Source organism: Arenibacter flavimaris, from assembly GCF_030291335.1.
Classification (GTDB): Bacteria; Bacteroidota; Bacteroidia; order Flavobacteriales; family Flavobacteriaceae; genus Arenibacter.
Map to the genome: position 1 here is coordinate 74,725 of NZ_JASWIM010000009.1, position 26,196 is coordinate 100,920.

Below are 26,196 nucleotides of genomic sequence, written 5' to 3' on the forward strand. Positions count from 1 at the left end.
AAATGAAAATCAAGGTTATCTTTATAATAATGCTATTTGGCGGAATATCCCAAACCAGGGCCAGTGAACTTATCGATTTGGTAAATACTTACAAGGCAGATACCAGAGCTTTGCAAAGGACCTACAGCATGGAGGAGTCCCAAGAATATTATTCACGGTTTACCACCTTCTACAAAGACTGGAAAGGGAAAGTTGAAGGTATCGACTTCCAAGCCCTTTCCCCACAGGGTAAAATTGATTACGTACTTATAAAAAACCTAATAAAGAAGGATAGTTACTTGTTTTCTTTGGATTACAATGCGTTTAAGGAAATAGCCCATGTAACGGATTTTGCAGACGGCATTTATAAATTTATAAAGGAGAGAAGGAGGGGAAAACGGCCCATATCCAATGAACTGGCAGATGTTTTTACCTTGGCTGGAAAAACGATAGACAATAAGATGTCCACTTTAAAGAAAATTCCTTTTAAAGGCTGGATGCAGGCAGAAAAGGCTGCCAAGAGTATTGCATCACTACGAAAAGGACTAAAAGAAGCATATAGCTTTTACTATGACTATGACCCTGAATTTACTTGGTGGATGAAAATGCCCTATGCCAAGCTCGAAGAAAAATTAATCAGTTATGAGGAATTTTTACGCCAAAATTACTCGGAAAACAGTGTAAAAGATGACGGTAGCGGTATCATTGGACAACCAATAGGCAAGGATGCCTTGATAGAAAACCTTAAACTGGAATTCATTCCCTATACCCCAGAGCAACTGATAAAAACAGCCGAAAAACAATTCGAATGGTGTAAGGCCGAAATGATAAAAGCTTCCGAAGAGTTGGGATATGGCAAGGATTGGAAAGCTGCTTTGGAACATGTAAAAAACACCTATGTACCCCCAGGGAAACAACCTGAGGCCATAATGGAATTATACAATAAATCCATAAAATTTATTGAAGACAGAAACCTCATAACCTTACCGGAAATGGCCAAGGAAAACTGGGGCATGATTATGATGACCCCAGAGCGGCAAAAAGTAAATCCCTTTTTTACCGGAGGTACGGAGATTAGTATTTCCTATCCCACCGAAGGCATGTCCCATGATGACAAGTTAATGAGTATGAGGGGCAACAACCCCAATTTTTCCTTTCCCACCGTACAGCATGAGCTATTGCCCGGGCATAATCTACAGTTTTTCATGACCACCCGGCAGAAGAACTACCGCAATGCCTTTAGCACCCCATTTTGGGTAGAGGGTTGGGCTTTGTACTGGGAAATTATACTTTGGAACAAAGGGTTTCCGCAAACCCCCGAGCAAAAAATAGGCTCCCTTTTTTGGAGAATACATCGATGTGCGCGTATCATATTCTCCCTTAAATACCACTTGGGAGAATTAACGCCTCAAGAATGTATAGATTTATTGGTCAATGAGGTAGGACATGAATATGCAAATGCGGAGGCCGAGGTAAGAAGATCGTTCACTACCAGATACCCACCGTTGTACCAATTGGCCTATATGATGGGCGGACTGCAATTTTATGCATTAAGGAATGAAATATTGGCCAAGGGATGGACCGAAAAAGAATTCCACGATAGGGTAATGCAGGAAGGTAGGATACCTGTAGAATTACTTCGAAACCTGCTATTGGAAATTCCAGTATACGAAAATTATAAAACCAACTGGAAATTTTCAACAGAGTTTAAATAATTATCAAATGCATAAAAAAATAAATGGATAACATAAACATATCCATTGGCATAGTAACCAAAACTTGGTAAGCGATTTTATTTTAAAAAAGAAAAAGAGTTTCAACCGGGCCGTGGCCCTCAATTTAACCCATAAGAAATGAGAAAAAAATGGATTTTATTAGTGTTTCTGTTTTGTGGAGCTGCCTCGGCCAGCGCTAGCGAACTTATCGATTTAATCAATACTTTCAGGGCAGACACTTATACTTTAAAAAGAACCTATGGCATGGAGGAGTCCCAGGAGTTTTATACAAGGTTCACTGCCTTTTACAAAGATTGGGACAAAAAAATTGAAGAGGTTGATTTCAAGGCCCTTTCCCAACAGGGAAAAATAGATTATGTCCTTTTAAAAAACTTGATAGCCAAGGAAAGCTACTTACTTTCATTGGATTACAATGCGTTTAAGGAAATAGCCCATGTAACCCATTTCGCTGACGACCTCTATACTTTTATAAAGGAAAGAAGGCGGGGCAAACAACCGGAATCGAATAAACTGGCGGATGTTTTTAACCAGGCGGAAAAGAATATAGACAAAAAAATAACTGCATTAAAAGAAAGTCCCTTTATAGATTGGAAACAGGCCGAAAAGGCTGCGAAGAGTATTGCATCGCTCCGTGAGGGATTAAAGGAGGCTTATTTCTTTTATAATGGATATGACCCGGAATTTACCTGGTGGATGAAGGTGCCCTACGCTGGCCTAGAGGAAAAGCTGGACACCTATGAGGAATTTTTAAGGCAAAACTACTCCAACAATAGTATAAAGGACGATGGCAGTGGTATTATTGGGCAACCAATTGGCAAAGAAGCCCTAATAGAGAACCTCAAACTAGAGTTTATCCCCTATACCCCGGACGACCTTCTTAAAACGGCCCAAAGACAATTTGACTGGTGCAAGGCCGAAATGATCAAAGCTTCCGAGGAATTGGGCTATGGCAAGGATTGGAAAGCCGCTTTGGAGCATGTTAAAAACACCTATGTGCCAGCTGGAAAACAACCGGAAGCCATTATGGAACTTTATGATAAGTCCATCGCGTTTATAGAGGAGCGCGACCTTATTACCCTTCCTGAAATGGCCAAGGAAAATTGGGGAATGAAAATGATGTCCCCAGAGCGACAAAAGATCAGTCCCTTTTTTTTAGGGGGCAGGGATATTATTATTTCCTATCCTACCCAAGGAATGCCACAAGAAGAAAAGTTGATGAGTATGCGCGGCAACAATCCCAATTTCTCCTTTTCCACCGTACAACATGAACTTCTACCGGGCCATAACCTGCAATTCTTCATGAATTCTAGATATAAGAATTATAGAGGTGCCTTTGGTACGCCATTTTGGTCCGAGGGATGGGCATTATATTGGGAAATTATACTATGGAACAAGGAGTTCCCCCAGACCCCGGAACAAAAAATGGGAACACTATTTTGGAGGATACATCGATGTGCCCGTATCATTTTTTCCTTAAAATTTCATATGGAGGAAATGACGCCCCAACAATGTATAGACATGCTGGTCAACGAGGTAGGGCATGAATATGCCAATGCCGAGGCCGAGGTACGCAGATCATTTACTTCCACCTATCCACCCCTATACCAATTGGCCTATATGATGGGGGGACTTCAGTTTTACGCCCTTAGGAACGAAATACTGGCTAAGGGGTGGACCGAAAAGGAATTCCATGACCGGGTAATGCACGAAAACAAAATGCCCATAGAAATGTTGCGAAATCTACTTTTAGATCTCCCTGTTTCCAAGGGATATAAAACTAAATGGAAATTCTCTACAGACTTCAAATAATGTTGGAAAGGAAGGGAGGTCAAAATACCCACATACTATTGGCTCTTTGCCCCAGCCATATGTGGCCACTATGGGAGTCCAGTGGATATTGAGGTTTTAATATGATCCAGCCATGGTCCTATTCTTCTTCCGGTAGTATTGAGAAGGGGTCATTCCTTTTAATTCCTTGAATTTACGGTTGAAATTTGAAATTGATTTAAAGCCCGACCTTGCAGATATATCCGCCATGGTCAGATCATGGTCCTTAATGATTAAGTGACAGGCATGCTCTATTCTTATTTCGATCAAAAATTGAAAAAATGTCTTGTCGGTCCGCTGTTTAAAAAAATGACAGAAGGCATTAGGGGTTATACAAGCCAGATCAGCGATTTTTTCAAGGGTAATATCATTGTGAAAATTGTCCATAACATAATCGATTATCACCTTTAAACGATTACTGTCATTGGTTGAGATATTTTGACCATACACATAATCCGTTAGCAACTCGGACTCGGAACTACTTAATATCTTTAAAAGTTTTAGAAAAAGTAGAAACTGCGAAAATTTATCTACCTCAGGCATTCGTTGCATTATTTTGTCAACAGTGGGCGTCCTCCTTTTTAGTTTGAAACCCGCTTTGGATTTTTCAAAAAAGTTCCCAATTTGTTGGAGTTGGGAAATATTGAAAAAATTATCCCCAAAACTCTTTTTGGTAAAAAACACCGAAATCATGTGGGAAGAATCCTCCTGCCGTTCCAAACTCTGAAAAAGATGGGGACTATTCCCGCCTATAACAAATATATCTCCTGGGCGATAAGAGCTAACTGTCTCCGACATCAACAGTTGCCCTTCTCCCTTGACAATCTGGGCAATCTGTATTTCCTCGTGTTGATGTAGCTTATCATAAAAAATATCACCCCTATCTATCTTAACAAAAATATTCTCATCCTTTGACCTAAGAATTTGATATGGAAACACTTTCATATATAATAAGTTTACCCTAAAGTAAAAAAAATTGAATAGAAAGCACTAAATAATGTTACCCAATATCTAGCGTATATTAACATAATTCCATAAAAAAATGTAATGGACCCTTTGGAATTTCACAGCTGCACCAGTTGGCAAACTATTTTTAACGAATTGGTCCAACCCTGATAAATCTTTTTTCCTACATCGCCAAGAAATCATCAACTCAACTTACAGGTCAATGGTTATAAGGTCCTGACTCCATACAATCCTAACTTTCCTTTTTGATTAAAACTCGTTAATTGGGATAATGACGACATTTAAAATGTTTTAAAATGGAGATTCTTTAATGAAATTCCGCTATACATACATAATTATGATTGTATTTTAACAAATTATTTGCATATTTTACTGTGTTAAGTAAATTCCCTTAGGAATAGTTCACTTTATAATTAACTTGGTCTTGGTAACAGGTGAAAAGGAAACACCTGTAATAATTTAATCAAACCGTAATGACCATGAATACAAAACTGAAAAGAAAGACATTTACACAAAGACTCCTTTTCTGGGCAGGCCTGCTCTTTGTAATTAATAACGTTATTGCCCAGGACAAGCAGATTACAGGTACGGTAACCGACAATTTGGACCAACCCATTCCCGGAGTCAGTATTATCATTAAAGGCACAACTACAGGAACCTCTGCGGATTTTGATGGAAACTTTACCTTGCGGGCTTCTTCTGGGGATGTTTTGGTATTTTCCTACCTCGGATTTGCCACCCAAGAAGTAGCAGTGGGCAATCAGACCGAGATCTCCATAGTGTTACAGGAAGATGTATCGGAGTTGGACGAGGTCGTAGTAACCGCTTTAGGTATCAAGAGTGACAAAAGGGCCCTAGGTTATGCTACTGCCCAAGTTGATGCCGAAGAGATTGCCGCGGTAAAAGCCACCAACAACTTTGTAAACTCCTTAAGCGGAAAAGTTCCGGGAGTAAATATATCCAGTACCTCTAGCCAACCTGGCAGTGGTACCAGAATTGTTATACGTGGCGGTTCATCCATTACCGGCAGCAACCAGCCACTAATTGTGGTCAATGGCGTACCTTTCGATGCTGCCAATGGAAGCGGATCTTCCGGATTGGCCGACATCGACCCCAATGCCATAGAAAACTTAAGCGTACTTAAAGGTGCAGCGGCCTCCGCACTTTATGGCAGCCAAGCCGCCAACGGAGTTATCCTTATTACTTTAAAGTCGGGATCGTTCAACTCCAAACCGGTAATTACCCTTTCCAATTCCACCAGTTTTGATGAAATACATGAGATTCCATTACAAAAAAAATGGTCACAAGGGTATTGGGACGCAGGTGCCGGTGATTGGACCTACATAGATGGGGTAACTTCATTTACCTCTACAAGCTGGGGTCCAAAAATAGCGGAAACGCCAGAAGCCCAATATTATGACCGATGGGACGTATTCAAAACCGGTATTACCAATGAGACCAATTTAAGTGTTTCGGGAGGAACCGCGGATGCATCATATTTTGTAAGTTATGGCAATCTAAGCAATAATGGGATTCTTGACCCACTGGATTTTAAGCGAAATACGTTAAATGCCAATACTTCCTTTAGGTTTACCCCTAAACTGACCATATCGTCCAATATCATGTATTCCAAGCAGAATGCCAATCGCTTGGCGGAGAGTAGTGACAATTCATCGTTTATGAATACCGTACTGGCCGGCCCCAATACTTGGAATCCATATCCAATATATGATGAAACCGGTAAGTTGCGTTCATATCGGGGTGGATCTCGAGATCCGTATCTGTGGGTTCTTGATAATTCTGGCGAGAACAATATCAGGGATCGCTTTGCATCCACGATCACGATCGAATACGAAATTATTCCAAAATTAAAGTTTAGATCCGTAACGGGAATAAGTACAACAAGTGCCCGCAACGAATCATCCTCGAACAAAGGTGGTTATTCGTCGGTTGAAGGTAGCTATAGTTCCTGGGAGCATTTTAATAGGGATTTGGAATCCACAGAAACCCTTACCTATGACGACAATTTTGGCGATTTCAGCCTAAATGCACTGGTAGGACATAATATAGTTGAAAACAAATGGAGGGGAGCGGAATATGATGGTAACGGCTTGATTATTCCGGGAATCTATAACAGCACCAATGTAAGTAGTTATGAAGCCTTTGATTTTAAAAACACTTATAGATCCTATTCTTTGTTCGGTCAGGTGATGATTGGGTTTAAAAGATATTTATATTACACGGTAACTGGAAGAAATGATTGGGCCTCCAGTGTGGCCAACAGCTTCTTTTACCCCAGTCATAGCTTAGGTTTTGTCTTTAGCGAGTTACTGCCCAAAAATAATACACTCTCATTTGGTAAAATTAGGGCTAGTTATGCCAAAGTGGGATCTCCTGCATCGGCGTATGCAAGAAATACGGTATTGGCCGAAGCAGGCAGTGGAGGTGGTACCGTAAATGGGGTAACATGGCCATTTAACGGACAAAGGAGCTATCTGTCAACCAATAAAATTCCGAATGAGGGACTAAGCAATGAGTTTAAAAGTGAGGTTGAACTCGGGGCCGAGCTGAAATTTTTTATGGACAGATTAGGTATCGATTTCTCCTATTATCACAACTGGAGCGAGAATCAGATTCTCAGTGAACAATTTCTTCCTTCTACAGGATATACCTATGGTGATGTGAACATTGGAGGTATCACCCATAAGGGGTTTGAAGTAGGAGTATATGGAACGCCTGTTTCAACAGAAAATTTTTCATGGGATATTAGCATAAACTGGTCCACGGACGATTCCATGGTAGACAAACTTGGCACCAATGACGAACCTATTGATCTAGGCTCCTATGGAACGGCCATTGTAGGACAACCCTATCCCGTTCTTTATGGCACCGGTTTTTTACGTGATGACCAAGGTAGATTGGTACTAGATGATACTGCTGGTACTGGATTCGGCCGACCAATGGCCGACAATACCCAAAACAAGGTTTTTGGTAAAACATCTCCAGATTGGATGGGTAGTTTAAGGAATACCGTCAAATACAAAAATTTTGCATTGACCGCCCAACTTGATGTAAGCAAGGGTGGCTATCTGTTTAATCTTAACGATCATTACCTTACCTATTATGGCATGGCCAAGCATCAAGAAAATAGACCCGCCAATAATATGACCACATTTGACGGGGTTATGGGACACTACGATTTTGCAAACCAACAGGTGGTGATAACCAATGAAACGGCACAACCCACCAGGTATGACCTCTATTATCAAACAGTGACCCAAGGGGTTATGGAAGAGAACATAATGCCTAAGGACTATATTAAATTAAGGGAGGTACAACTGTCCTATAAAATACCCCATGAATTTCTTTCAAAAACCTTTTTACAGGGGCTGGAGGTTGCCTTTTCCGGCAGAAACCTATGGAGAAAATTCAACGACGACTTTGAGGGTGCCGATCCTGAAATAAATACTGATGGCATTAATAATGGCAATGGATATCTGGGGTATAGTCTTCCAACCACTAAAACCTATTCACTTACATTGACTGCTAAATTCTAAAAACACATAACATGAAAAGTTTATACAAATGTCTTATTTTAATATTTGTCTCCGCACTCTTTACTACAAGCTGTGATAACTGGATAGATGTGGATATTGACCCGAACAGTATTACAGACGGACCCGCAATTACTGAAGATATCATGCTTATAGGCGTTGAGGCCGAATGGTTTACGACTATGAATGCCAAATTTGAAACTTGGAGCGGATTTCCCTCATGGTTATCTTGGCATGCCATTGAAGGATCTACTTCGGCCGATATGAACATTGGCCCAGGTTTTGGCAATGAAGTGTGGAATTCATACGCAGGTTCCCTAAAGCACGCTATGCAACTTTACGACAAAGCCAAGGAAAATGGCAATAACCATTATCAGGGAATTGCAGGTGTTATTGCAGCATCCCATTGGTTCTATATTGCAGATGTCTATGACATGGCCCCCCTTGACGATGCACTATTGGGCTTGGAGGAACTTCAACCAACCTTGGCGTCACAAGAAGAGTTATATGCCCATGCCAATGGCCTTTTGAATGAAGCTATTGGTCTATTCCAAGGCAGTGCCGGGGAAAAATCACCAGGCACTGACGATTATATGCTACAGGGCGATATTTCCAAATGGTCCAAGTTTGCCTATTCCTTAATGGCACGACAAGCAATGCGACTTGCTTATTCACCCAATACTACCAAAACAGCACAGGCAGATTTGGTATTGTCCTATCTAGAAAACGGTATGACTTCAAATGATGATATTGTAGCTTGGCAACATTTGGATGACCTGGCAAATGCCAATATTATAAATGATTATATGAACAGGGCCTATTCTGGGGGATTTGGCTTAACCCCAGGAAACTTTCTGATAGATAAAATGAACTTCTATAACGACCCAAGAAGAGAGATTATGTTCACTTTCTCCGAGGAGGACCCCACTGGTTTTGTAGGGCATAGGGCAGGACCCCCAGTGGAGACCGGCAAAACCCCCAGTCATTATAAATTTACCTATCTGTCCAAATCCTATCCAGATTATATCATGTTATATTCGGAGACACAATTTCTTAAAGCCGAGGCATATGCCTTAAAAGGGGAATGGGCTTTGGCAGAGACTGCCATGAAAAATGGCGCCAGTGCCGAAATGACCTATGTAGGGGTAAGCGAAGTAGATATTGCTACCTTTCTGGCACAACCTTCCTTGACTATGCCAACCAATGAAGAAGATGCCCAGAAGTTAATTATAGAACAAAAATACATTTCCAACGTTTTTAGGACCAACGAATCCTATTTCGATTTTATCAGGACCGGGTATCCAGAATTTGACTTTGACTATATGATTGAAAATGTATATAATACCGTAACCTTTCCAAGAAGATTCCCTTATCCACTGGATGAAATTGAAAAGAACCCGAATGTGAAAGCAATTGGCCAGTCAGATTGGTTCAGTAAAGGCACCACATGGGACAACAAGCCTTAATGGGCACATCTGCCAAAGAACAATTTGTTTTTTGACCGGTTATCTTAAAATTACTTTCAAGGCAATGTTAACGCATTGCCTTGATTTTTTTTATATGGTCACCTCCCTAAATTGGTAAAATTGATTCCAAAGTAAGGAACAGCATCAACATGAAGTGGATAGTTCTAACCAATGAATGGCCCACTGGAACAATTGTTCCAATATTTTTCTATTTAGAGCATAACTATAGTTCGGAATTCCATTGGGATGGAAGAAATAAATATTTAAAAAAATGCAACCTTTTGACAGTTCCGTTGTCTTTAAAACATCAATCATAAAATCTTGAGTAAATGAAAACAAAATCTTTTTACATAAGTCTTATTTTATTATGCTGTCTTATTTCATCCTGTGACCATGAAATTATTAGGGTAAGGGGAGATATTACCACTAGGGAGGTAAATTTAACGGGGTATTCCGCTTTGGATGTCTCGGATGCGTTTCGCACCTATGTCCAATTTTCAGATACGGAAGAAAAAATAGAAATTGAGGCCAATGAAAATCTACATGATAAGATCATAGTTGAAATGGTTGGAGGCACCCTGCGCATTAAGGTGAAGAACCACACAAGTATAAGGGGAAATCCAACCTTGAATGCATACATTGTTACCAAAAGGATTACAGATTTTGAATTATCAGGTGCTTCCAAAGTAATCCTGGATTCTGAATTGGTAGCGTCCGACGTCTCCATTGAACTTACGGGAGCTTCCGAATTTACCGGGGAGTTGGATTTGGAGCATTTGGAACTGGAAGCAGGGGGGGCCGCACATATAGACATTTTTGGGCAAGTTGACAAATTGGAGGCTTCCCTATCTGGGGCCAGCACACTTAAGAATTACGACCTAGTGTCCAAGGCATTGGACATCCGATTATCCGGAGCAAGTGATGCCTATCTTTCGGTAACCGAAACCATCGATATCGACGCATCAGGTGCCAGTAAATTAAGATATAAGGGAAGTCCCGTTATCAATAAATTAAAACTATCGGGAGCTTCGGAAATAATTAAGAAACCATAGTAGAACCCTTGGTTAAGTGTGCCAAATAGCACACTTAACCAAGGGTGTTTTTGTATATGGCCTACCTACACCAAGTGTCCCGGAACCGATTAGTTTGGCCTTTAAAATTGTTATAGTCAATAAATCCAATGGCTAGCTAATGCCCTTTATCAGGGGGATTACATGTGTTTCCTTATAACAAAGACCACACTCCAAGTTATTGGGACTCCCCTATAACCTATTTTGAACTCTTTTGAATCCTTTTGCTAAATACCAAAAACAGCACACCACAAAGGAGCCAGGCCGGCAAGGTAACAAAGGATAGGAATACATCGAATTGAACGGATATGAAATAGAACAATCCAAAGCTGATGGCCCATGCGAAAAACACCGCCTTATTAAATTTTAAATTTGCCACCTCGGCGTAATTCTTAACGATACCCGCCTGCTTATGGAAAAAATGTTCGAACACTATTATAGCACCGAAAGGCGCCAAAATAAAACCATATAGGGCTACAAAGCCAAGTAATTTCATGGCAAAGGCCGGAAATAGACCAGCTACTGTGGCCAAGGTCCCGGCAATTATGGTAACCCAAAAAGTGGATAATTTGGGTACTATGGCCTGAAAGGCCAATCCTGCCCTATATATTGTTGGGTTGGCAGTGGTCCACCCGGCCAAAACCACGGCAATTATTCCAAAGATACCTATGGCATTGTACGCCAAAGGTCCCGGGGCTACCGTGGGTGCCTCCCCGTTTGAAAGAAGTCCTTGGGCTTCCGGTGATTTTAAATAAACGGCATACAACAGTGCTGCCGCTATCCAGGCCATATAATGTCCTACATACATTCCCGCTGCCGTGGTCCATCCACTACTTGCCTTTTTGGCAAATCGGAATACCGATAAATCGGACATTCCTACGTGCATGGCCGCATTGGCAAACCAGGACCAAATAACAACATGCCAGAAGGTATATTTGATCTGTCCGGGAAAAGGTTCCGAACCTTCGCCCCATATATTCCAAAATTCCGATAGACTGCCTACCCCCAATTGATTAAGAGCCACAATGCCACAGGCCAAAAAGGCCAACACTATTACAGGGGACATCCAGTTGGCCGCTTTGGATACGGTTTCATAGCCTTTGGATGCTATCAATGAGATTACTACTCCAAGGGCAATAACAATAATAACCCAGGTCATGCCGTTGGGCATGGTATCGGTAAGCTTGGGCATTTCCATATTAAAGGGAATCCCCACCGCAGTGGCCGAAACCGTAATCATGGAACCTGCCAAAAAACAAAAGAGCACTCCATTGGCCAAATTATAGCCGGTAACCAAATTTTTTCCGCAGATCTTTTCTAGTTGATAATACAAGGTCAATCTATATTTTACGGCAATTTCCGCCGTTAGGAACCGCCAGCTTAACACAGCCAATAAATTCCCTAATAGCAGGCCAACAATTAGATCAAAGGCACTTACCCCCGTTGTCAAAAACAAAGGGCCAATTACAAATTCGGTACCTGCAGCGTGTTCCCCGGCATACATCCCAAGAAAACTCTTCCAGCTTTTTAATTTGGAGGTGGGCACGGGTACACGTTCAAATTCCCCACCTGCTATATCTTCTATCTCTTCTTCTATGTTGAATTGGCTCATAATGGTTGGTTATTATTTTGGGTTATAGTGTACAGCTAAACATTTAATTATTATTGGTCGCTTAGGGTCTAAAACTGGGCACGTTCATTTTTTTTATGGTTTGGTATTCATGATTATTGTATAATGAATGGCACATGTTTCTTTAATGCATAATTCTTTTTAAGGAATTTGGAGTTCAGTCTTACATCCGATATACACAGTGCCGCACCAAGGGCAGATCCCAGGGAGGAATCCGTGGTACTTAGTTTCATGTTTCTTAGATAGTGAGATATAAGTTGAATATAAACGTCGTTATCCGAAAAACCTCCATCAATATATAACTTCTCGATGTTATCTTTCCCATTCACCATTTTTATACTCTCTACCTGTAACAACACCAACTCCACCATTAATTGGTGATAGGCATGTTCAAACTGGTCGTAAGGAATTCTAGTGGACTCTGGCATTCTTTCATCACTAAAACTAACCCATCGGTACATATATTCAAAATCCCTGACAATCTCCAAATAGATGTCATGGTTGAACCGAGTGGTTTTATGGTATTCGTTGGAAACCTTAAAATGCTCGGAAAGTCTTTTAACTTGTTCCTTATATTCATTGCCAAGGAACAAGCTTGAAGCCTTGACCGCCTTACCGTTGATCCTCATATAATTGATGCATTTTTTATCAATATCAGAATCTGTCAGCACTTCTTCCGAAAATGGGTTCATGGCTATACTCCAGGTCCCTGTGGATACCAATATGAACTTTTTTCTTACACTGCGGATATAGGGCAGTAGTGCGGCAGAGCTATCATGTATCCCTACACCAATCTTAATACGTTTGCCATTATAGTTCATATTAATACTGGTCTCGGTAGAAACTATCCGTGGCAATATTTTGTTTATCCCCTCATTATAGACCCAATGGTGATAATCCTTTTTGGTATAATCCCATAATGCCGTATGGCAGCCTATACTGGTATATTCACATACAGGAATACCCGTAAAGACAAAACTTATATATTGGGGCAAGTGCAAGGAATATTTTATTCTTTTAAAAATTTCGGATTTTGTATACTTCAGCCAGTACAGTTGAATCCCAGAATTCAATAATCCTGAAACCGGGGAACCTGTAGCTATGGCAAAATCCCGTTCGGATCCATATTTTTTATAAAATGAGGTTATAATTTCCTGAGGAATCTCCTTGGTATAATTATAAAGTGGTGTTAGCACCTCATCATTTTCGTCCAAGTGTACCAAACTGGCACCATAGGTTGAAAAGTTGATGGAAGTTATATCGTATTTTTGAGCCTCCAAAATCCTGTCAAACACCTCCTTCAGCCATTTTTTTAATTGCTCCAGATCTTCTGTAGGGTAGCCATCCTCATCATAAATATTCTCAAATCGCGTATATTCCCTGTACACTTCCTGAAAATCCTGATCGAATAGAAAGAATTTTTTATTGGTCTTGCCTATATCAAATACTGCCGTTACCTTCTCTTTCATTGGATGGTTTTATAATCCCGAAGCTTTGCTGTTCCTGCCCCTTACCCTGATCAAATTTTCCCTGACCTCAAGCGAACGATAGGCATCCAAGGGAGAGAGGGCTCCCCCACCCTTGCGCCTAGCCTCCTGCAACAAAGGCCTTACATCCGTGCGATAGGCATTCTGAAGAATCTCCTGGCAGCGAACTACGTCGTTCTCCATTTGTGCCGTCCTCAATTGGGCCTGATCTATTAAAAGCGCCTTGGCATAAGCTTCCTGGATGGCTTCCAGGGACTGGATCAAATCCTCCAGGGGATCTTTGATGTTATGGCTGGCATCGATCATCCATGCCGGGTATGGATTTTGGGGGTTATTCTCCATCCCGTACACCAATTCGTTAAAAATTAAAAAGAGCGCGTAAGGTTTTATGCTCCCTACGGTAATATCATCGTCCCCGTATTTACTGTCATTAAAGTGAAATCCGCCCAGTTTGCCCTTCATCATCAGGGTGGCTACGATCTGTTCAATATTGGTATTGGGCAAATGGTGCCCCAGATCTACCAGGGTATACGCCTTTTCCCCACATTCGTTGGCCAACATAAACGAAGTTCCCCAATCCTGGATTACCGTACTGTAGAAGTTTGGCTCATAGGGCTTGTATTCAATGAACAGCTTCCAGTCCTCCGGCAAGGCACCGTAGATGTGCTTAAGACTATCCTGGGTATTTTGCAATGCCTGCTGAAAATTGTTCTGTCCCGGAAAATTGGACCCATCGGCCAACCAGACCGTAAGACTTTTGGAACCCAGCCTGTTGCCTATTTCGATGACCTCCAAATTGTGCTGGACCGCCTGGTCCCTGATGGCCTTTTCCCTATTGCTCAACGAACCGAACCTATAACTTTCCTTGGCATTATTTTGATCCTGAAAGGTGTTGGAGTTTACCGCATCAAAAACGATATTGTGCGAGGCCGCCAACTGCTTTATGGCTTCATAATCCTGTGGTATGTCCCAGGGAATGTGCAGGGAGATGGCACCGGCCGTTTGGGTAAGGGCGTGCAAAATACCAACGTCCTCTATTTTTTGTTCCAGACTGGACGGTTCCCCCTGAAAGGAAAACCTACCAAATCTGGTTCCACCTGCGCCTAGGGCCCAACTGGGAATTGCCACTTGGAATTCGGCCAATTTATTGATGATATCGGGTACATTACAACCGTCCTTTACCAGGACATTCGACAAAAAATCGAACTTTTCCCGGTGTGCACTTAAATCCTTTTGGTTCCTTTCCTGTATTCTTGCTTTATCCAATCCCATAATATTTCCAATTAGAGTTAGACCTGTCAGGAATTAGTACATTACCTGACAGGCCCTAAAAAACTAACTCAACTAACTTACTAATTATCTTACAAATGCGTTGGCCATACCTCCATCAACATTTATTATATTGCCCGTGGTCTTATCCAAAATGGCAACACAGGCAAAAACACCGTTGGCAATATCCTTTGGATAAATAATCTCGTTCAATAAATTTCTTTTGGCGTAATGTGCCGGAAGTTCGTCCACTGTAATTCCGTAGGCCTTGGCCCTTCCTTCGGCCCAATCGCCTTCCCATATCTTACTGCCCACGATGACCCCATCAGGGTTCACGGTGTTGACACGGATCTTATCCGCGGCCAGTTCGGCGGCCAACAAGCGGGCCATATGTTGCTGTGCCGCCTTGGCGGTTCCGTAGCCCACATTGTTCGGACCTGCCACAAGACCGTTCTTGCTGGCAATACTAATAAAATCTCCTCCCAAACCTTGTTTGCGCAATATGGCAACGGCCTGTTTGGCAAGTTCAAACTGCCCTTTCACCAAAACATTCTGTAAAATGTCCCAATCCTTTTCGGTAGTCTCCTCCAAAGGCTTGGAAATGGCAAGTCCCGCGCTATGTACCACTATGTCCACCCCTCCAAACTCCAAACATGCTTTCTTATATGCTTCCTGGATAGATTCACTTTTGGTAACATCGCAAACGGCATAACTGGCCGTATCCGGTCTATAAGTGCCTACGGCCTCTTGCAATCGGTCTTCGGCTATGTCCGTCAATACCACATTGGCACCTTCCATTGCCAATTTATCGGCAATGGCCTTGCCTATACCACCACCTGCTCCGGTAACCAAGGCTACTTTTCTGGATAATGGCTGTTCTTTCGGCATACGCTGTAATTTGGCCTCCTCCAGCAACCAATATTCAATATCGAAGGCTTCCTGTCTGGGCAAAGATGTATACTCCGTTATGGCCTCAGCGCCCTTCATTACGTTAATTGCATTGATGTAGAACTCACTGGCCACCCTAGTGGTCTGTTTGTTCTTTGCAAAACTGAACATCCCGATACCCGGGTAGATGATAATCACTGGGTTGGGGTCGCGCATTGCCGGACTATTGTCCCTTTTACAGGTTTCATAATAGTCTTTATACTCTTGTCTGTAGGCCTCAAAGGCCGGTTCCAATTTTTTCAATACAGCTTTAATATCGTCCAGATTCTCCTCGGGATCCAGACCCAATACCAAGGGCTGTATTTTTGTTCTTAGAAAGTGATCGGGACAGGAAGTGCCCATTGGGGCCAAACGCGCCAAATCCTTGCTATTGATATACTCCAACACCACATCACTGTCCGTAAAATGTCCTATCATCCTATTTTCGGAAGAACAAAGTCCTCGGAGCAGCGGCATTATTTGAGAGGCCTTTTCGGCTCGTTCCTTTTGCGGCAGACTTTTAACTTTCTGTCCTCCAAAAACGCTGCCCTTCTCTTCTATTTTCTTGGCAATATACGCAGAGGCCGTTTCTATGACCTCCAAGCTGTTCATATAACATTCATAAGAGGTATCCCCCCAGGTGAAAAGTCCATGACTGCCCAAAACAATTCCCCTAATACCGGGATTGTCGTTCAAACATTTTTCCAATTGCAGCCCTAGATCAAATCCTGGCCTTTGCCATGGCACCCATCCCATGGTATCTCCCCAGATCTCTTTGGTGACCTTTTCACTATCCTTGGCCGCAGCTACCGCTATTAAAGCATCGGGATGCAAATGATCTATATGTTTAAAGGGAAGTAGGCCGTGCAAAGGGGTATCTATGGACGGAGCCTTACTTTCCAGATCGTAGATACAATGTTCAAACAGCCCTACCATCCGGTCCTCATCCGCAAGCCCTCCATAAACGTTTTTCAGGTTTCTCAATCGTTCTGTATACAGTCCGGCGATACCTGCCTTGTTCAAGGTACCTATATCCCCTCCGGAACCCTTGATCCACATTACTTCTACCTCTTCATTGGTCAATGGATCCTTTTCAATGGTCTTACAACTGGTGTTTCCCCCTCCATAATTGGTAATTCGAAGATCGGCCCCTAAAATATTCGACCTGTAAAGAAACAGTTCTACCTGATCATCACCTAGCGCCTCTGCCTTGCTCTCTTCCCAGAGATAATTAACATATTTAAAATTCTTTGCGGAATCATTCATTTTTAATAGCTTCATAAATTATATATTCGCTAAAGTATTACAGAGTCCTCCTGTTTGCATCCTGTACTGTACTGCATCCTGTGATTTTTTTTTAGTTTTTCATTATTGTGCCCACCAAATGAGCTAAAGTTTGCCAATAATATTAAGTTTATAGCGCAATAATTACCAAATTTGCCTTAAACGTGTTAATCTTAGCCGTAAATTTGCTGTTTTATGGATATGTTTCAATACATAAAGATCGATGACAATTCTAGAATCCCTAAATATAGGCAGATTGTAGATTCCATAATCAATAATATTTCCAATGGAAATCTAAAGATCGACGACAAAATCCCTTCCATCAATAGCTTGAGCGAAGAGTTCATACTTTCTCGGGACACTGTTGAAAAAGCCTATCAAATACTCAAGGAACGTAAGATAATTACCTCCATTAGGGGAAAAGGATATTACATCACTAGGACTAAACTCATATCCAAAGTCAGCATTCTTTTTCTCATCAATAAGTTGAGCGCCTATAAAATGCGTATTTACAATTCGTTTATAAATACCATAGGGGGCAATTCCCATACCGACCTACATATTTACCATTGCGACAACTCCCTTTTTGTGAGTTTAATAGAGAAAAATATCAACGCTTATGATTATTACATCATCATGCCCCATTTTAAGACGGATGACCTAAAACACATAAATTATACGGATGAGGCCATTAAGGCCATCAATAGGATCCCCAAGAATAAACTTATTTTGATGGACAATAACAATCTTGAAATTCCAGGGGATACCATTGAAATATACCAAGATTTTGAGAATGATATCTATAATGCCTTAAAGGAGGGATTGGCCAAGATATCGCGATATGGAAAAATGATACTGGTCTATCCAGAAAATGCGGTTTACCCCTATCCCAGGAGAATTTTACAAGGCTTTCGTAAATTTTGCGTGGAACACAAAATAGATTTCGAAGTCCTAAACGAAATTTTTGATGACATAGTCCTTAAAAAGGGCGACCTATTTATTACCATTGAAGAAACCGACCTGGTAAGTTTGGTAAATCAGATCCGTGATAAGGAGTTTATTTTGGGCCTTGAAATAGGGGTGATCTCCTATAACGACACCCCGCTTAAGGAGTTGCTCGGCATTACCGTTATTTCCACAGATTTTAAGGCAATGGGCGAGACTGCATCCCGTATGATTTTGAACAAGGAAAAGGGAAAGATTAAAAACCCATTTAATTTTATAGACAGAAATTCCATTTAGGGTCCACAGCAACTTAAAATACCACCCTTAAGATCCCTTCCCAAACCAACTTTAATTGGATTATGGATCGGATCAATCCCACAGTAACCGTTTCGTAACAAGATCAAAAGTTGAAGAAACTGATTTTCAACCCCCTACACCAACACCAGTTCTACCAGTCCATATCCCATAAATACCACCTACATTGTCAGAAAAAACCATGTATTCTGTACAAAATATACCTACATTTATATATTATTTGCCGACTACAAAATTAATCATCTTAAAGCAGCATAGTACAGGACAGTTAAATTGAACTGCTCCTTTAAATTTGATAGTACCTCAAAATTTTTGTTAAATTTTCGAGGGTTTAACAATTAACTAACCTAAAAACTACGAGATTATGAAAAAAAGAATTTACAGGATTTTCCGGAAATTCCTATTCCTATTAACTCTGCTGTTTGGCATCGGAATGCAGGCACAAAATGTAACGGTAAGCGGTACAGTAGTATCTGCAGACGATTCACAGGGCTTGCCTGGAGTAAATGTGGTTGTAAAGGGTACCACCACAGGGACCGTAACAGATTTTGATGGTAACTACAGTATTGTAGCCCCCAGTGCGAACAGCACTTTGGTCTTCACTTACATAGGTTTTACCGCCCAAGAAATTCCTATTAACGGAAAAAGCCAATTGAACGTAACCATGGCCGAGGATGCCGCTGCTCTAGACGAAGTAGTTGTTGTGGGCTATGGTACTCAAATTAAAAGACAGGTAACAGGCTCGGTGTCTACCATACAGGCAGATGAACTGGCCGATATTCCAGTCTCCCAAATTACCCAAAAAATACAGGGTAGGATTCCTGGGGTCCAGATTAACCAGAGCACAGGTAAACCCGGGCAGGGCATGTCGGTTCGTATACGTGGGCAACTATCGGTTTCCGGAGGAAGCGATCCACTGTATGTAGTTGATGGATTCCCGATTTCTGGTGGAATCAACAATATTAATCCGGATGAAATCCAGGACATCTCTATTTTAAAGGATGCCGCATCCACTTCCCTTTATGGGTCCAGGGCGGCCAATGGTGTTGTCTTGATTACTACCAAAAATGGAAAACCTGGTGAAACCAGTATCAGTTTCAATGTTTCCACAGGTATGCAAAATGTGCCCGATAGGGGAAGGATAGAAATGATGGATGCTGTGGAATTCGCCCAATTTAAAAAAGAGTACTATGAAGATCAGGGCAGCCCAGTGCCGGATATTTTCCAGAACCCTTCACAATATGAGGGCCAGACCAATGATTGGTACGATGCAATGCTAAGAACGGCCCCCATGACCAATTACAACCTTACCATCACTTCCAACAAGGAGAAATTGAGAACCTCTGTGGTGCTAGGCTTCTTTGATCAGGAAGGTGTGGTCCTAAGTTCAGATTACAAACGATATTCATTACGGGCAAATTTGGATTACAGCCTATCGGATAAGGTCCGGATTGGAGTAAATATAGCCCCCAATTATATTTTGGACAATATTCCAAGAACAGATGGCAGCAGGGGAACGGGACTCCTTTTCAACGCCTTGCACACCTGGCCCATTATGCCTATCTACAATGAGGATGGGACCAGAACGGAATTCAATCGCTTTCCGGCAAATACGGGTAACATCTTTTCCTATGCCAACTGGCTCAATTCTGCCGAAAGGATTAAGGACGGAACCAAGGAGGTCAATCTTTTGTCCAATGCCTATATTGAATACGAACCTATAAAAGGGCTTAGTATTAAATCCAGTTTAAATGCTGAATTGTACAATGAGCAGTATGAATACTTCAGTCCAACCAACGCCACCTATGCCATCAATCGCCCTATTCCTACCAACAATGAGGCGGTTTGGGACAAAAAGACAACCTTTTCATGGTTGAACGAAAACACGGTCAATTATAACAAAAGTGTAGGTGATCATACTTTCTCCATCCTAGGTGGTTTTACCTATCAGAAATATCGATTGGACCGCAATAGGGTCCAGGCCAGTGATTTCGCAGATGATAGATTGCCCAATATCCAGGGAGCTGCAAACATTAATAGAAATGGAACGTATGATCAGGTACAGGAATGGAGTTTAGTCTCCTTTCTTTCCAGGCTTACCTATAACTACAAAGGAAAATATTTGTTGACAGGCTCTATCCGTAGTGATGGGTCCTCCAGATTTGGATCCGATAACAGATGGGGTACCTTTCCATCGGTTTCTGCGGGTTGGATTGCTTCGGACGAGGCCTTTCTGGAAAATGTGGAATCCATTTCACTTCTTAAACTGCGCGCAAGTTATGGTGTTACCGGGAACAACAATATAGGTAACTATACCCAATACGCCTTGATAGACAACACTGTGAACGCGGTTTTTAGCAATGATTTTGCACCAGGGTCGGCTGTAAACTCGCTCTCCAATTCCAATTTGGGGTGGGAAACCACCAAACAGTTCGATATTGGATTGGATCTAAGCCTATTTAATGACAGGGTGTCCCTCGTATATGATTATTATACCAAGAACACCACCAATTTGCTATACAATGTGCAAGTTCCAAGGGAATCTGGTTTTACCAACTTCAGTGATAACATTGGTGAGATAAAGTTCTGGGGGCATGAATTTGGCATAAATACCGTTAATACCACCGGTAAATTTCAATGGACTACCAACGCCAATATATCGTTCAACAGAAACGAGGTAGTAGCTTTGGCGGATGGAATTGACAGGGTCTATGGCCCGGGCGGATGGCATATTACCCAGGTAGGAAAACCTTTTGGTCAATTCTACGGACATTTATCCGATGGGGTATATTTAAACCAACAAGACTTAGACAACTCTCCCCAAGTACCTGGACGTTCCACTGTAGGTAGTATTAAATTATTGGATGTTAATGGTGATGGAATCATCACAAATGGAGGGGATTTTGACGACCGTGCCATTATGGGCAGTCCCTTTCCTGATTTCAATTACGGTATTACCAATACCATCACTTACGGGAACCTCGATTTTTCCGTAGTGGGTACTGGATCCTATGGCAATGAACTGTTGGTTAGACATCTCTACAGTACAACCAACTTGGATGGGGTATTCAATTTATTAAAAGACGTAAAATACAGGTTTAGATCCGTTGACAATCCCGGTAGGGGCTTTTATGGAACAACTGTAGGCGGTGGTAATGTTACCGGTATAGAAAGGGATTGGATCAATGACCGCTTTGTGGCAGATGCCTCCTACTTCAATATTCGAAATATTACCTTAGGGTATACCATCCCGAAAATGGACAAGTATTTCAAATCTGCCCGCGTATATGGTTCCATCCAAAACGTGCATATATTTACCAAGTATTGGGGTGGGCCCAACCCTGAGATCAGTGTGCAGAACAATGGAGAAGGAGATGGTGGAAACCTTGCCTCAGGGGTAGATATTTCAGGATATCCGGTTCCACGTATATTTAGTTTAGGTTTAAATTTAAACTTCTAAATCGAAAACTATGACGTCTAAAAATATTTCACTTTCGACAAATTTTAAAAATGAAAAAATGAAAAAAATATTCTATTTTACCGCAGTATTGCTAGGTTTTCTAGCAAGCAGTTGTGACGAGGAATTAACGATTTTTCCAGAAGATTCGTTAAGTGTACCTACTTTCTTTAAGACGGAAGAGGATTTTACACAGGCCATCAATGGAACCTATGTACCCCTGCGTAGCATTAACAATGCTTCCAAACCCTATTTGGCCGAAATGCACTCGGACAATACCTATTTTGCACGTAACACCGCCTTTGGTGCTACGGATAACCAAGAGGATATTGCAGACCACTCCATACCAAGCGATGGAGGTATTACTGCCAACAACCATGTAAACAATGTTTATGTTGGTTATTACGAAGTTATAGCTCGGGCCAACCAAATTTTGGCAACCATAGATGATGCTGAATTTGATGCAGCCGCCAAAGCGAACGTAAAAGGGCAAGCACTATTTTTGAGGGCCTATTCATATTTTGACCTGGCACAGTTGTTTGGTAGGGTACCTTTGCATCTTGAGCCTGTAGTAGACCGTGAAGGGGCAGCTTTACCACTTGCTTCGGAAGATGAGCTTTATGGACAGATTATTGAGGATGCCAAAGCGGCCATTCCCCTACTCCCCCTTAAATCAGAGCAACAGCCCGGTAGGGTAACCTCCGGTGCCGCTCAAACACTTTTAGGAAATGTTTATGTGGTGCGCAAGCAATGGGGCGAGGCTGAAACAGTGCTACAAGCAGTGGTAGACAGTGAAGAATATATGCTTATGCCCAATTATGAAGATGCCTTTTCCGGGAATAGCGACAACAAGAACAACATGGAGTCGGTCTTTGAAATCCAATATCGGGAAGGTGCGGACGGACTGAATGGTAGTTTTTTATACAACTTTCTTCCAAGGCCACTTACTGCCGCCGAAGTTGGTTTGGTAACTGGAACCTCCAATCCCCAACCACTTAACGGGGAAGGCAACAATATACCCACGCCGGATATCATTGAAGCCTATGAGGATGGGGATTTCAGAAAGGATGCCTCCATCATGTACATTACCGCCAGCGAAAGTTTTTGGGAAAATGGTGTTTATCCAATCATTAAAAAGTATGTGGAGCCACACGCCTTAAATGGAAACCACGGTATGAACTGGCCAGTGTATCGCTATTCGGAAGTATTGCTATTATTGGCCGAATCGCTTGAGGAACAAAATAAGGCCGGCGCGGACACCTATTTAAAAATGGTACGTGATCGTGCTGGATTAGGGGATTACTCCGGGGACTTGGGAGAAGCCATCTTTAATGAGCGCAGGGTAGAACTTGCTTTCGAGAACAAAAGGTGGTTCGATTTGGTAAGAACAGGTCGCGCCATAGACGTGATAACCGCCCATGGAAATAAAATAAAGGCCAATCCGGTTGATTATTATTATCCTGCAGGGGTAGCACCAAGAGGAAATGTCTTCACAAATATTTCCGAACGGTATGCACTTCCTGCCTCAGAATCGTCGTTAAATCCTAATTTCTAATTATATTAGGCACAAAATTAAAATCCAACAATAATGACCAAACTATTTGCCGCACTTATTTTTTCAATGCTTTTGACCGTTTCCTGTGAAAATACCAAGAAAATGGAGACTGCAGGTGGCCAAGAGCTCGACCCAAAATTGGCCAAACTTAAATTACAACCTGGCTTTGAGGCGGAACACCTGTACAGTCCCGCCGATAACGACCAGGGCTCTTGGGTGGCCATGGCCTTTGACAATAAAGACCGACTGATCACTGCCGATCAATACGGTGCCTTATATCGCCTGGAGCTCCCCGCCATTGGATCGGATGTACTAACACCGAAGATTGAAAAACTTAAAATACAAACCGGGGAGGCCGTGGCCGATTCGATAATCCAAATGGGTTATGCCCAAGGATTGCTCTATGCTTTTAACAGTCTATATGTCATGGTGAACCATCGTGGTGATGACGAATTTGAAAAGAGCAGTGGGCTATATCGTTTGCAGGATACGGACAACGATGACCAATATGACAAGATTACACAGTTAAAGGCATTGAACGGTGCGGGAGAACATGGTCCTCATAGTATAGTACTGAGCCCTGATGGGGAATCCCTTTACGTAATTGCTGGGAACCATACCGATCTTCCGGAAATGGACAACTATCGCCTGCCCAATGTTTGGCAAGACGACAATCTCTTTCCCCAGATCAAGGATCCCCGAGGCCATGCCAATGACCGTGGTGCCCCAGGGGGTTGGATAGCAAAAATTGACCCGGAAGGTAAGCAGTGGGAATTGATCAGTGCCGGTTTCAGGAATCCATTTGACCTGGACTTTAACGATGAAGGGGATATGTTTGTCTACGATTCCGATATGGAATGGGATTTGGGCATGCCCTGGTACCGCCCCACCCGTATCTGCCATGTTACCAGCGGTAGCGAATTTGGTTGGAGAACGGGGAATGGAAAATGGTCCCCGGCATATCCGGACAACCTTCCGGCCATTGTAAATATTGGGCAGGGATCTCCTACCAATGTGGTCTACGGAAGGGGAGCTAAATTCCCGGAAAAATATCAGAAGAGTATTTATGCCTTCGACTGGAGTTTTGGCATTATCTATGCCATTCATCTTAAGGCCAATGGGTCTTCCTATGATGGAGAAAGGGAAGAGTTTTTATCCGGAATCCCGCTGCCATTGACCGATGGCGTTATAGGTCCGGATGGTGCCATGTATTTCATGACCGGAGGACGTAGATTGGATTCTGACCTTTACAGGGTACACTATACCGGTAATGAGGACGTAGCAGCTGCCAACAAGGCATCCGAACTCACCGAAGGAAACAAGATAAGACGACAGTTGGAAGAATACCATACAGGCCCAAAGAGTGGCGCGGTGGACTTTGCATGGCCCTATTTAAACAATGCGGACCGGTTTATACAATATGCGGCCCGTATTGCCGTAGAGCACCAACCCGTTAAGGAATGGCAGGCCAAGGCCCTTTCGGAAAAGGATCCTGTTGCCTTGGCGCAAGGTATTATCGCCTTGGCCAGACACGGTAACAAATCGCAGCAAGACCAGATGCTCAATGCCCTTTTAGGGGTAGATTACTCCAAGCTAAGCTCTCAACAACAGGTGGCCCAGTTACGTGCCTTTGAACTAACTTTATCCCGTTTTGGGGTTCCGGGATCATCCGTGAAGAACAAGGTGATCAAGTATCTTTCGCCACATTATCCGGCAACAACGGATGTATTGAACCAAATGCTCAGTAAAACACTGGCATACTTGGACGATCCAACCGTGGCAAGCAAAACATTGGCGTTATTGGAATCCAAAACAGAGGAAAATTTGGATGTCATGGCCAATACGGCCACAGAGGCTTCCGATCTGATCTTGAGAAATCCGCAATATGGAATGGATATAGCCCTTACGCTGAAAAATATGCCTCCTGCCCAACACACCTATTACGGGTTGGTACTCGAGGATGTGGACAAGGGATGGACTCCAGAACTTCGTGAAAAATATTTCAAATGGTTCAACAAAGCCTTTTCTTTTAAGGCAGGTAGAAGCTATATTGGTTTTATAGACAAGGCCAGGAAAAAAGCCCTGACCCATGTACCTAAGGACCAGTTTGAATTTTACGATAAAATGTCCGGGGCCGAGCTATTATCCAGCTCAGGCAACGATTTGGCCGTTACAACCGTACAGCCCAAAGGTCCACGCCACAATTGGAAAGTAGAGGATATAGAACCCTTATTGGCCGATGGCCTAAAGGGAAGGGATTACGAGTACGGCAAAAGCATGTTTGCAGCTACCACCTGCATCACATGTCATTCCATGCAGGGAGAAGGAGAGAATATTGGGCCGGACCTAACACAATTGGGGACCCGTTTTTCACCTCAGGACATACTCAAAGCCATTATTGAACCGAACGATGTAATTTCGGACCAATACAACACCACGGTGTACACCTTGAAGGATGGAAAATCGATTGCTGGACGATTGATGAACGAGACCGAGCAAAATTATATCGTCTCGCAAAATCCTTATGCACCCGATCAAACCCGTGAGATTCCTAAAGACCAAGTGGTAGACACCAAGTTGTCTACCATTTCCTGGATGCCTCCAGGAACCATCAATAGACTTAATGAAGAAGAAGTTAAGGACCTATTGGCCTATTTGGTTGCTGGTGGAAATCCAGAAAATCCCATATATGCGGATAAGGAAGCCAACAATTAAGTATGGCCCGATCA

Annotated in this window: 14 protein-coding genes; 9 read left to right on the forward strand and 5 right to left on the reverse strand. The window is 42.3% G+C overall.

The genetic code is table 11. From position 1 onward, the window contains the following. The first annotated feature begins 2 nt into the window (after positions 1-2). Positions 3-1,694, forward strand: a complete 1,692-nt coding sequence (locus tag QSE00_RS09580) for a DUF885 family protein (RefSeq protein WP_286105767.1) — start codon at positions 3-5, stop codon at positions 1,692-1,694. Between the two features lie 138 nt (positions 1,695-1,832). After that, positions 1,833-3,524, forward strand: a complete 1,692-nt coding sequence (locus QSE00_RS09585) for a DUF885 family protein (protein ID WP_286105768.1) — start codon at positions 1,833-1,835, stop codon at positions 3,522-3,524. Between the two features lie 96 nt (positions 3,525-3,620). On the opposite strand, the gene QSE00_RS09590 is transcribed toward QSE00_RS09585, so the two are convergent. Continuing rightward, a complete protein-coding gene (locus tag QSE00_RS09590; protein WP_286105769.1) occupies positions 3,621-4,487 on the reverse strand; it encodes an AraC family transcriptional regulator in 867 nt (288 codons plus the stop codon). Positions 4,488-4,987: 500 nt separating this feature from the next. Here QSE00_RS09590 and QSE00_RS09595 point away from each other — a divergent pair, with 500 nt between their 5' ends. The 3 genes from QSE00_RS09595 to QSE00_RS09605 all read left to right on the forward strand — a co-directional run bounded on the left by QSE00_RS09595 (position 4,988) and on the right by QSE00_RS09605 (position 10,580). Next, positions 4,988-8,065 (forward strand): SusC/RagA family TonB-linked outer membrane protein, encoded by a 3,078-nt coding sequence (locus QSE00_RS09595; RefSeq protein WP_286105770.1) that lies wholly within the window; start codon positions 4,988-4,990, stop codon positions 8,063-8,065. Between the two features lie 11 nt (positions 8,066-8,076). After that, positions 8,077-9,528, forward strand: coding sequence for a SusD/RagB family nutrient-binding outer membrane lipoprotein (locus tag QSE00_RS09600; RefSeq protein WP_286105771.1), 1,452 nt, complete (start codon positions 8,077-8,079; stop codon positions 9,526-9,528). A gap of 329 nt (positions 9,529-9,857) precedes the next feature. Then, entirely contained in the window at positions 9,858-10,580 is a 723-nt protein-coding gene (locus QSE00_RS09605) for a head GIN domain-containing protein (protein ID WP_286105772.1), read from the forward strand. A gap of 217 nt (positions 10,581-10,797) precedes the next feature. On the opposite strand, the gene QSE00_RS09610 is transcribed toward QSE00_RS09605, so the two are convergent. The 4 genes from QSE00_RS09610 to QSE00_RS09625 form a co-directional block, all read right to left on the reverse strand. Then, positions 10,798-12,210 (reverse strand): purine-cytosine permease family protein, encoded by a 1,413-nt coding sequence (locus QSE00_RS09610; protein ID WP_286105773.1) that lies wholly within the window; start codon positions 12,208-12,210, stop codon positions 10,798-10,800. Between the two features lie 113 nt (positions 12,211-12,323). Continuing rightward, a complete protein-coding gene (locus tag QSE00_RS09615; RefSeq protein WP_286105774.1) occupies positions 12,324-13,697 on the reverse strand; it encodes an FGGY-family carbohydrate kinase in 1,374 nt (457 codons plus the stop codon). 9 nt (positions 13,698-13,706) lie between these two features. Next, positions 13,707-14,987 (reverse strand): TIM barrel protein, encoded by a 1,281-nt coding sequence (locus QSE00_RS09620; protein ID WP_286105775.1) that lies wholly within the window; start codon positions 14,985-14,987, stop codon positions 13,707-13,709. Between the two features lie 84 nt (positions 14,988-15,071). Continuing rightward, positions 15,072-17,192, reverse strand: coding sequence for a bifunctional aldolase/short-chain dehydrogenase (locus QSE00_RS09625; protein WP_459076836.1), 2,121 nt, complete (start codon positions 17,190-17,192; stop codon positions 15,072-15,074). A gap of 204 nt (positions 17,193-17,396) precedes the next feature. Between QSE00_RS09625 and QSE00_RS09630 the strand changes: the two genes are divergently transcribed. The 4 genes from QSE00_RS09630 (at position 17,397) to QSE00_RS09645 (ending at position 26,182) form a co-directional block, all read left to right on the forward strand. Beyond that, positions 17,397-18,437, forward strand: a complete 1,041-nt coding sequence (locus QSE00_RS09630) for a GntR family transcriptional regulator (RefSeq protein ID WP_110357361.1) — start codon at positions 17,397-17,399, stop codon at positions 18,435-18,437. 382 nt (positions 18,438-18,819) lie between these two features. Then, a complete protein-coding gene (locus QSE00_RS09635; RefSeq protein ID WP_286105776.1) occupies positions 18,820-21,915 on the forward strand; it encodes a SusC/RagA family TonB-linked outer membrane protein in 3,096 nt (1,031 codons plus the stop codon). A gap of 58 nt (positions 21,916-21,973) precedes the next feature. Beyond that, positions 21,974-23,467: a RagB/SusD family nutrient uptake outer membrane protein gene (locus QSE00_RS09640; RefSeq protein ID WP_286105777.1), complete on the forward strand. Its 1,494-nt coding sequence runs from the start codon at positions 21,974-21,976 to the stop codon at positions 23,465-23,467. Positions 23,468-23,500: 33 nt separating this feature from the next. Then, on the forward strand, positions 23,501-26,182 hold the full coding sequence (locus QSE00_RS09645; RefSeq protein ID WP_286105778.1) for a c-type cytochrome: 2,682 nt from the start codon (positions 23,501-23,503) through the stop codon (positions 26,180-26,182). The last annotated feature ends 14 nt before the right edge of the window (positions 26,183-26,196 follow it).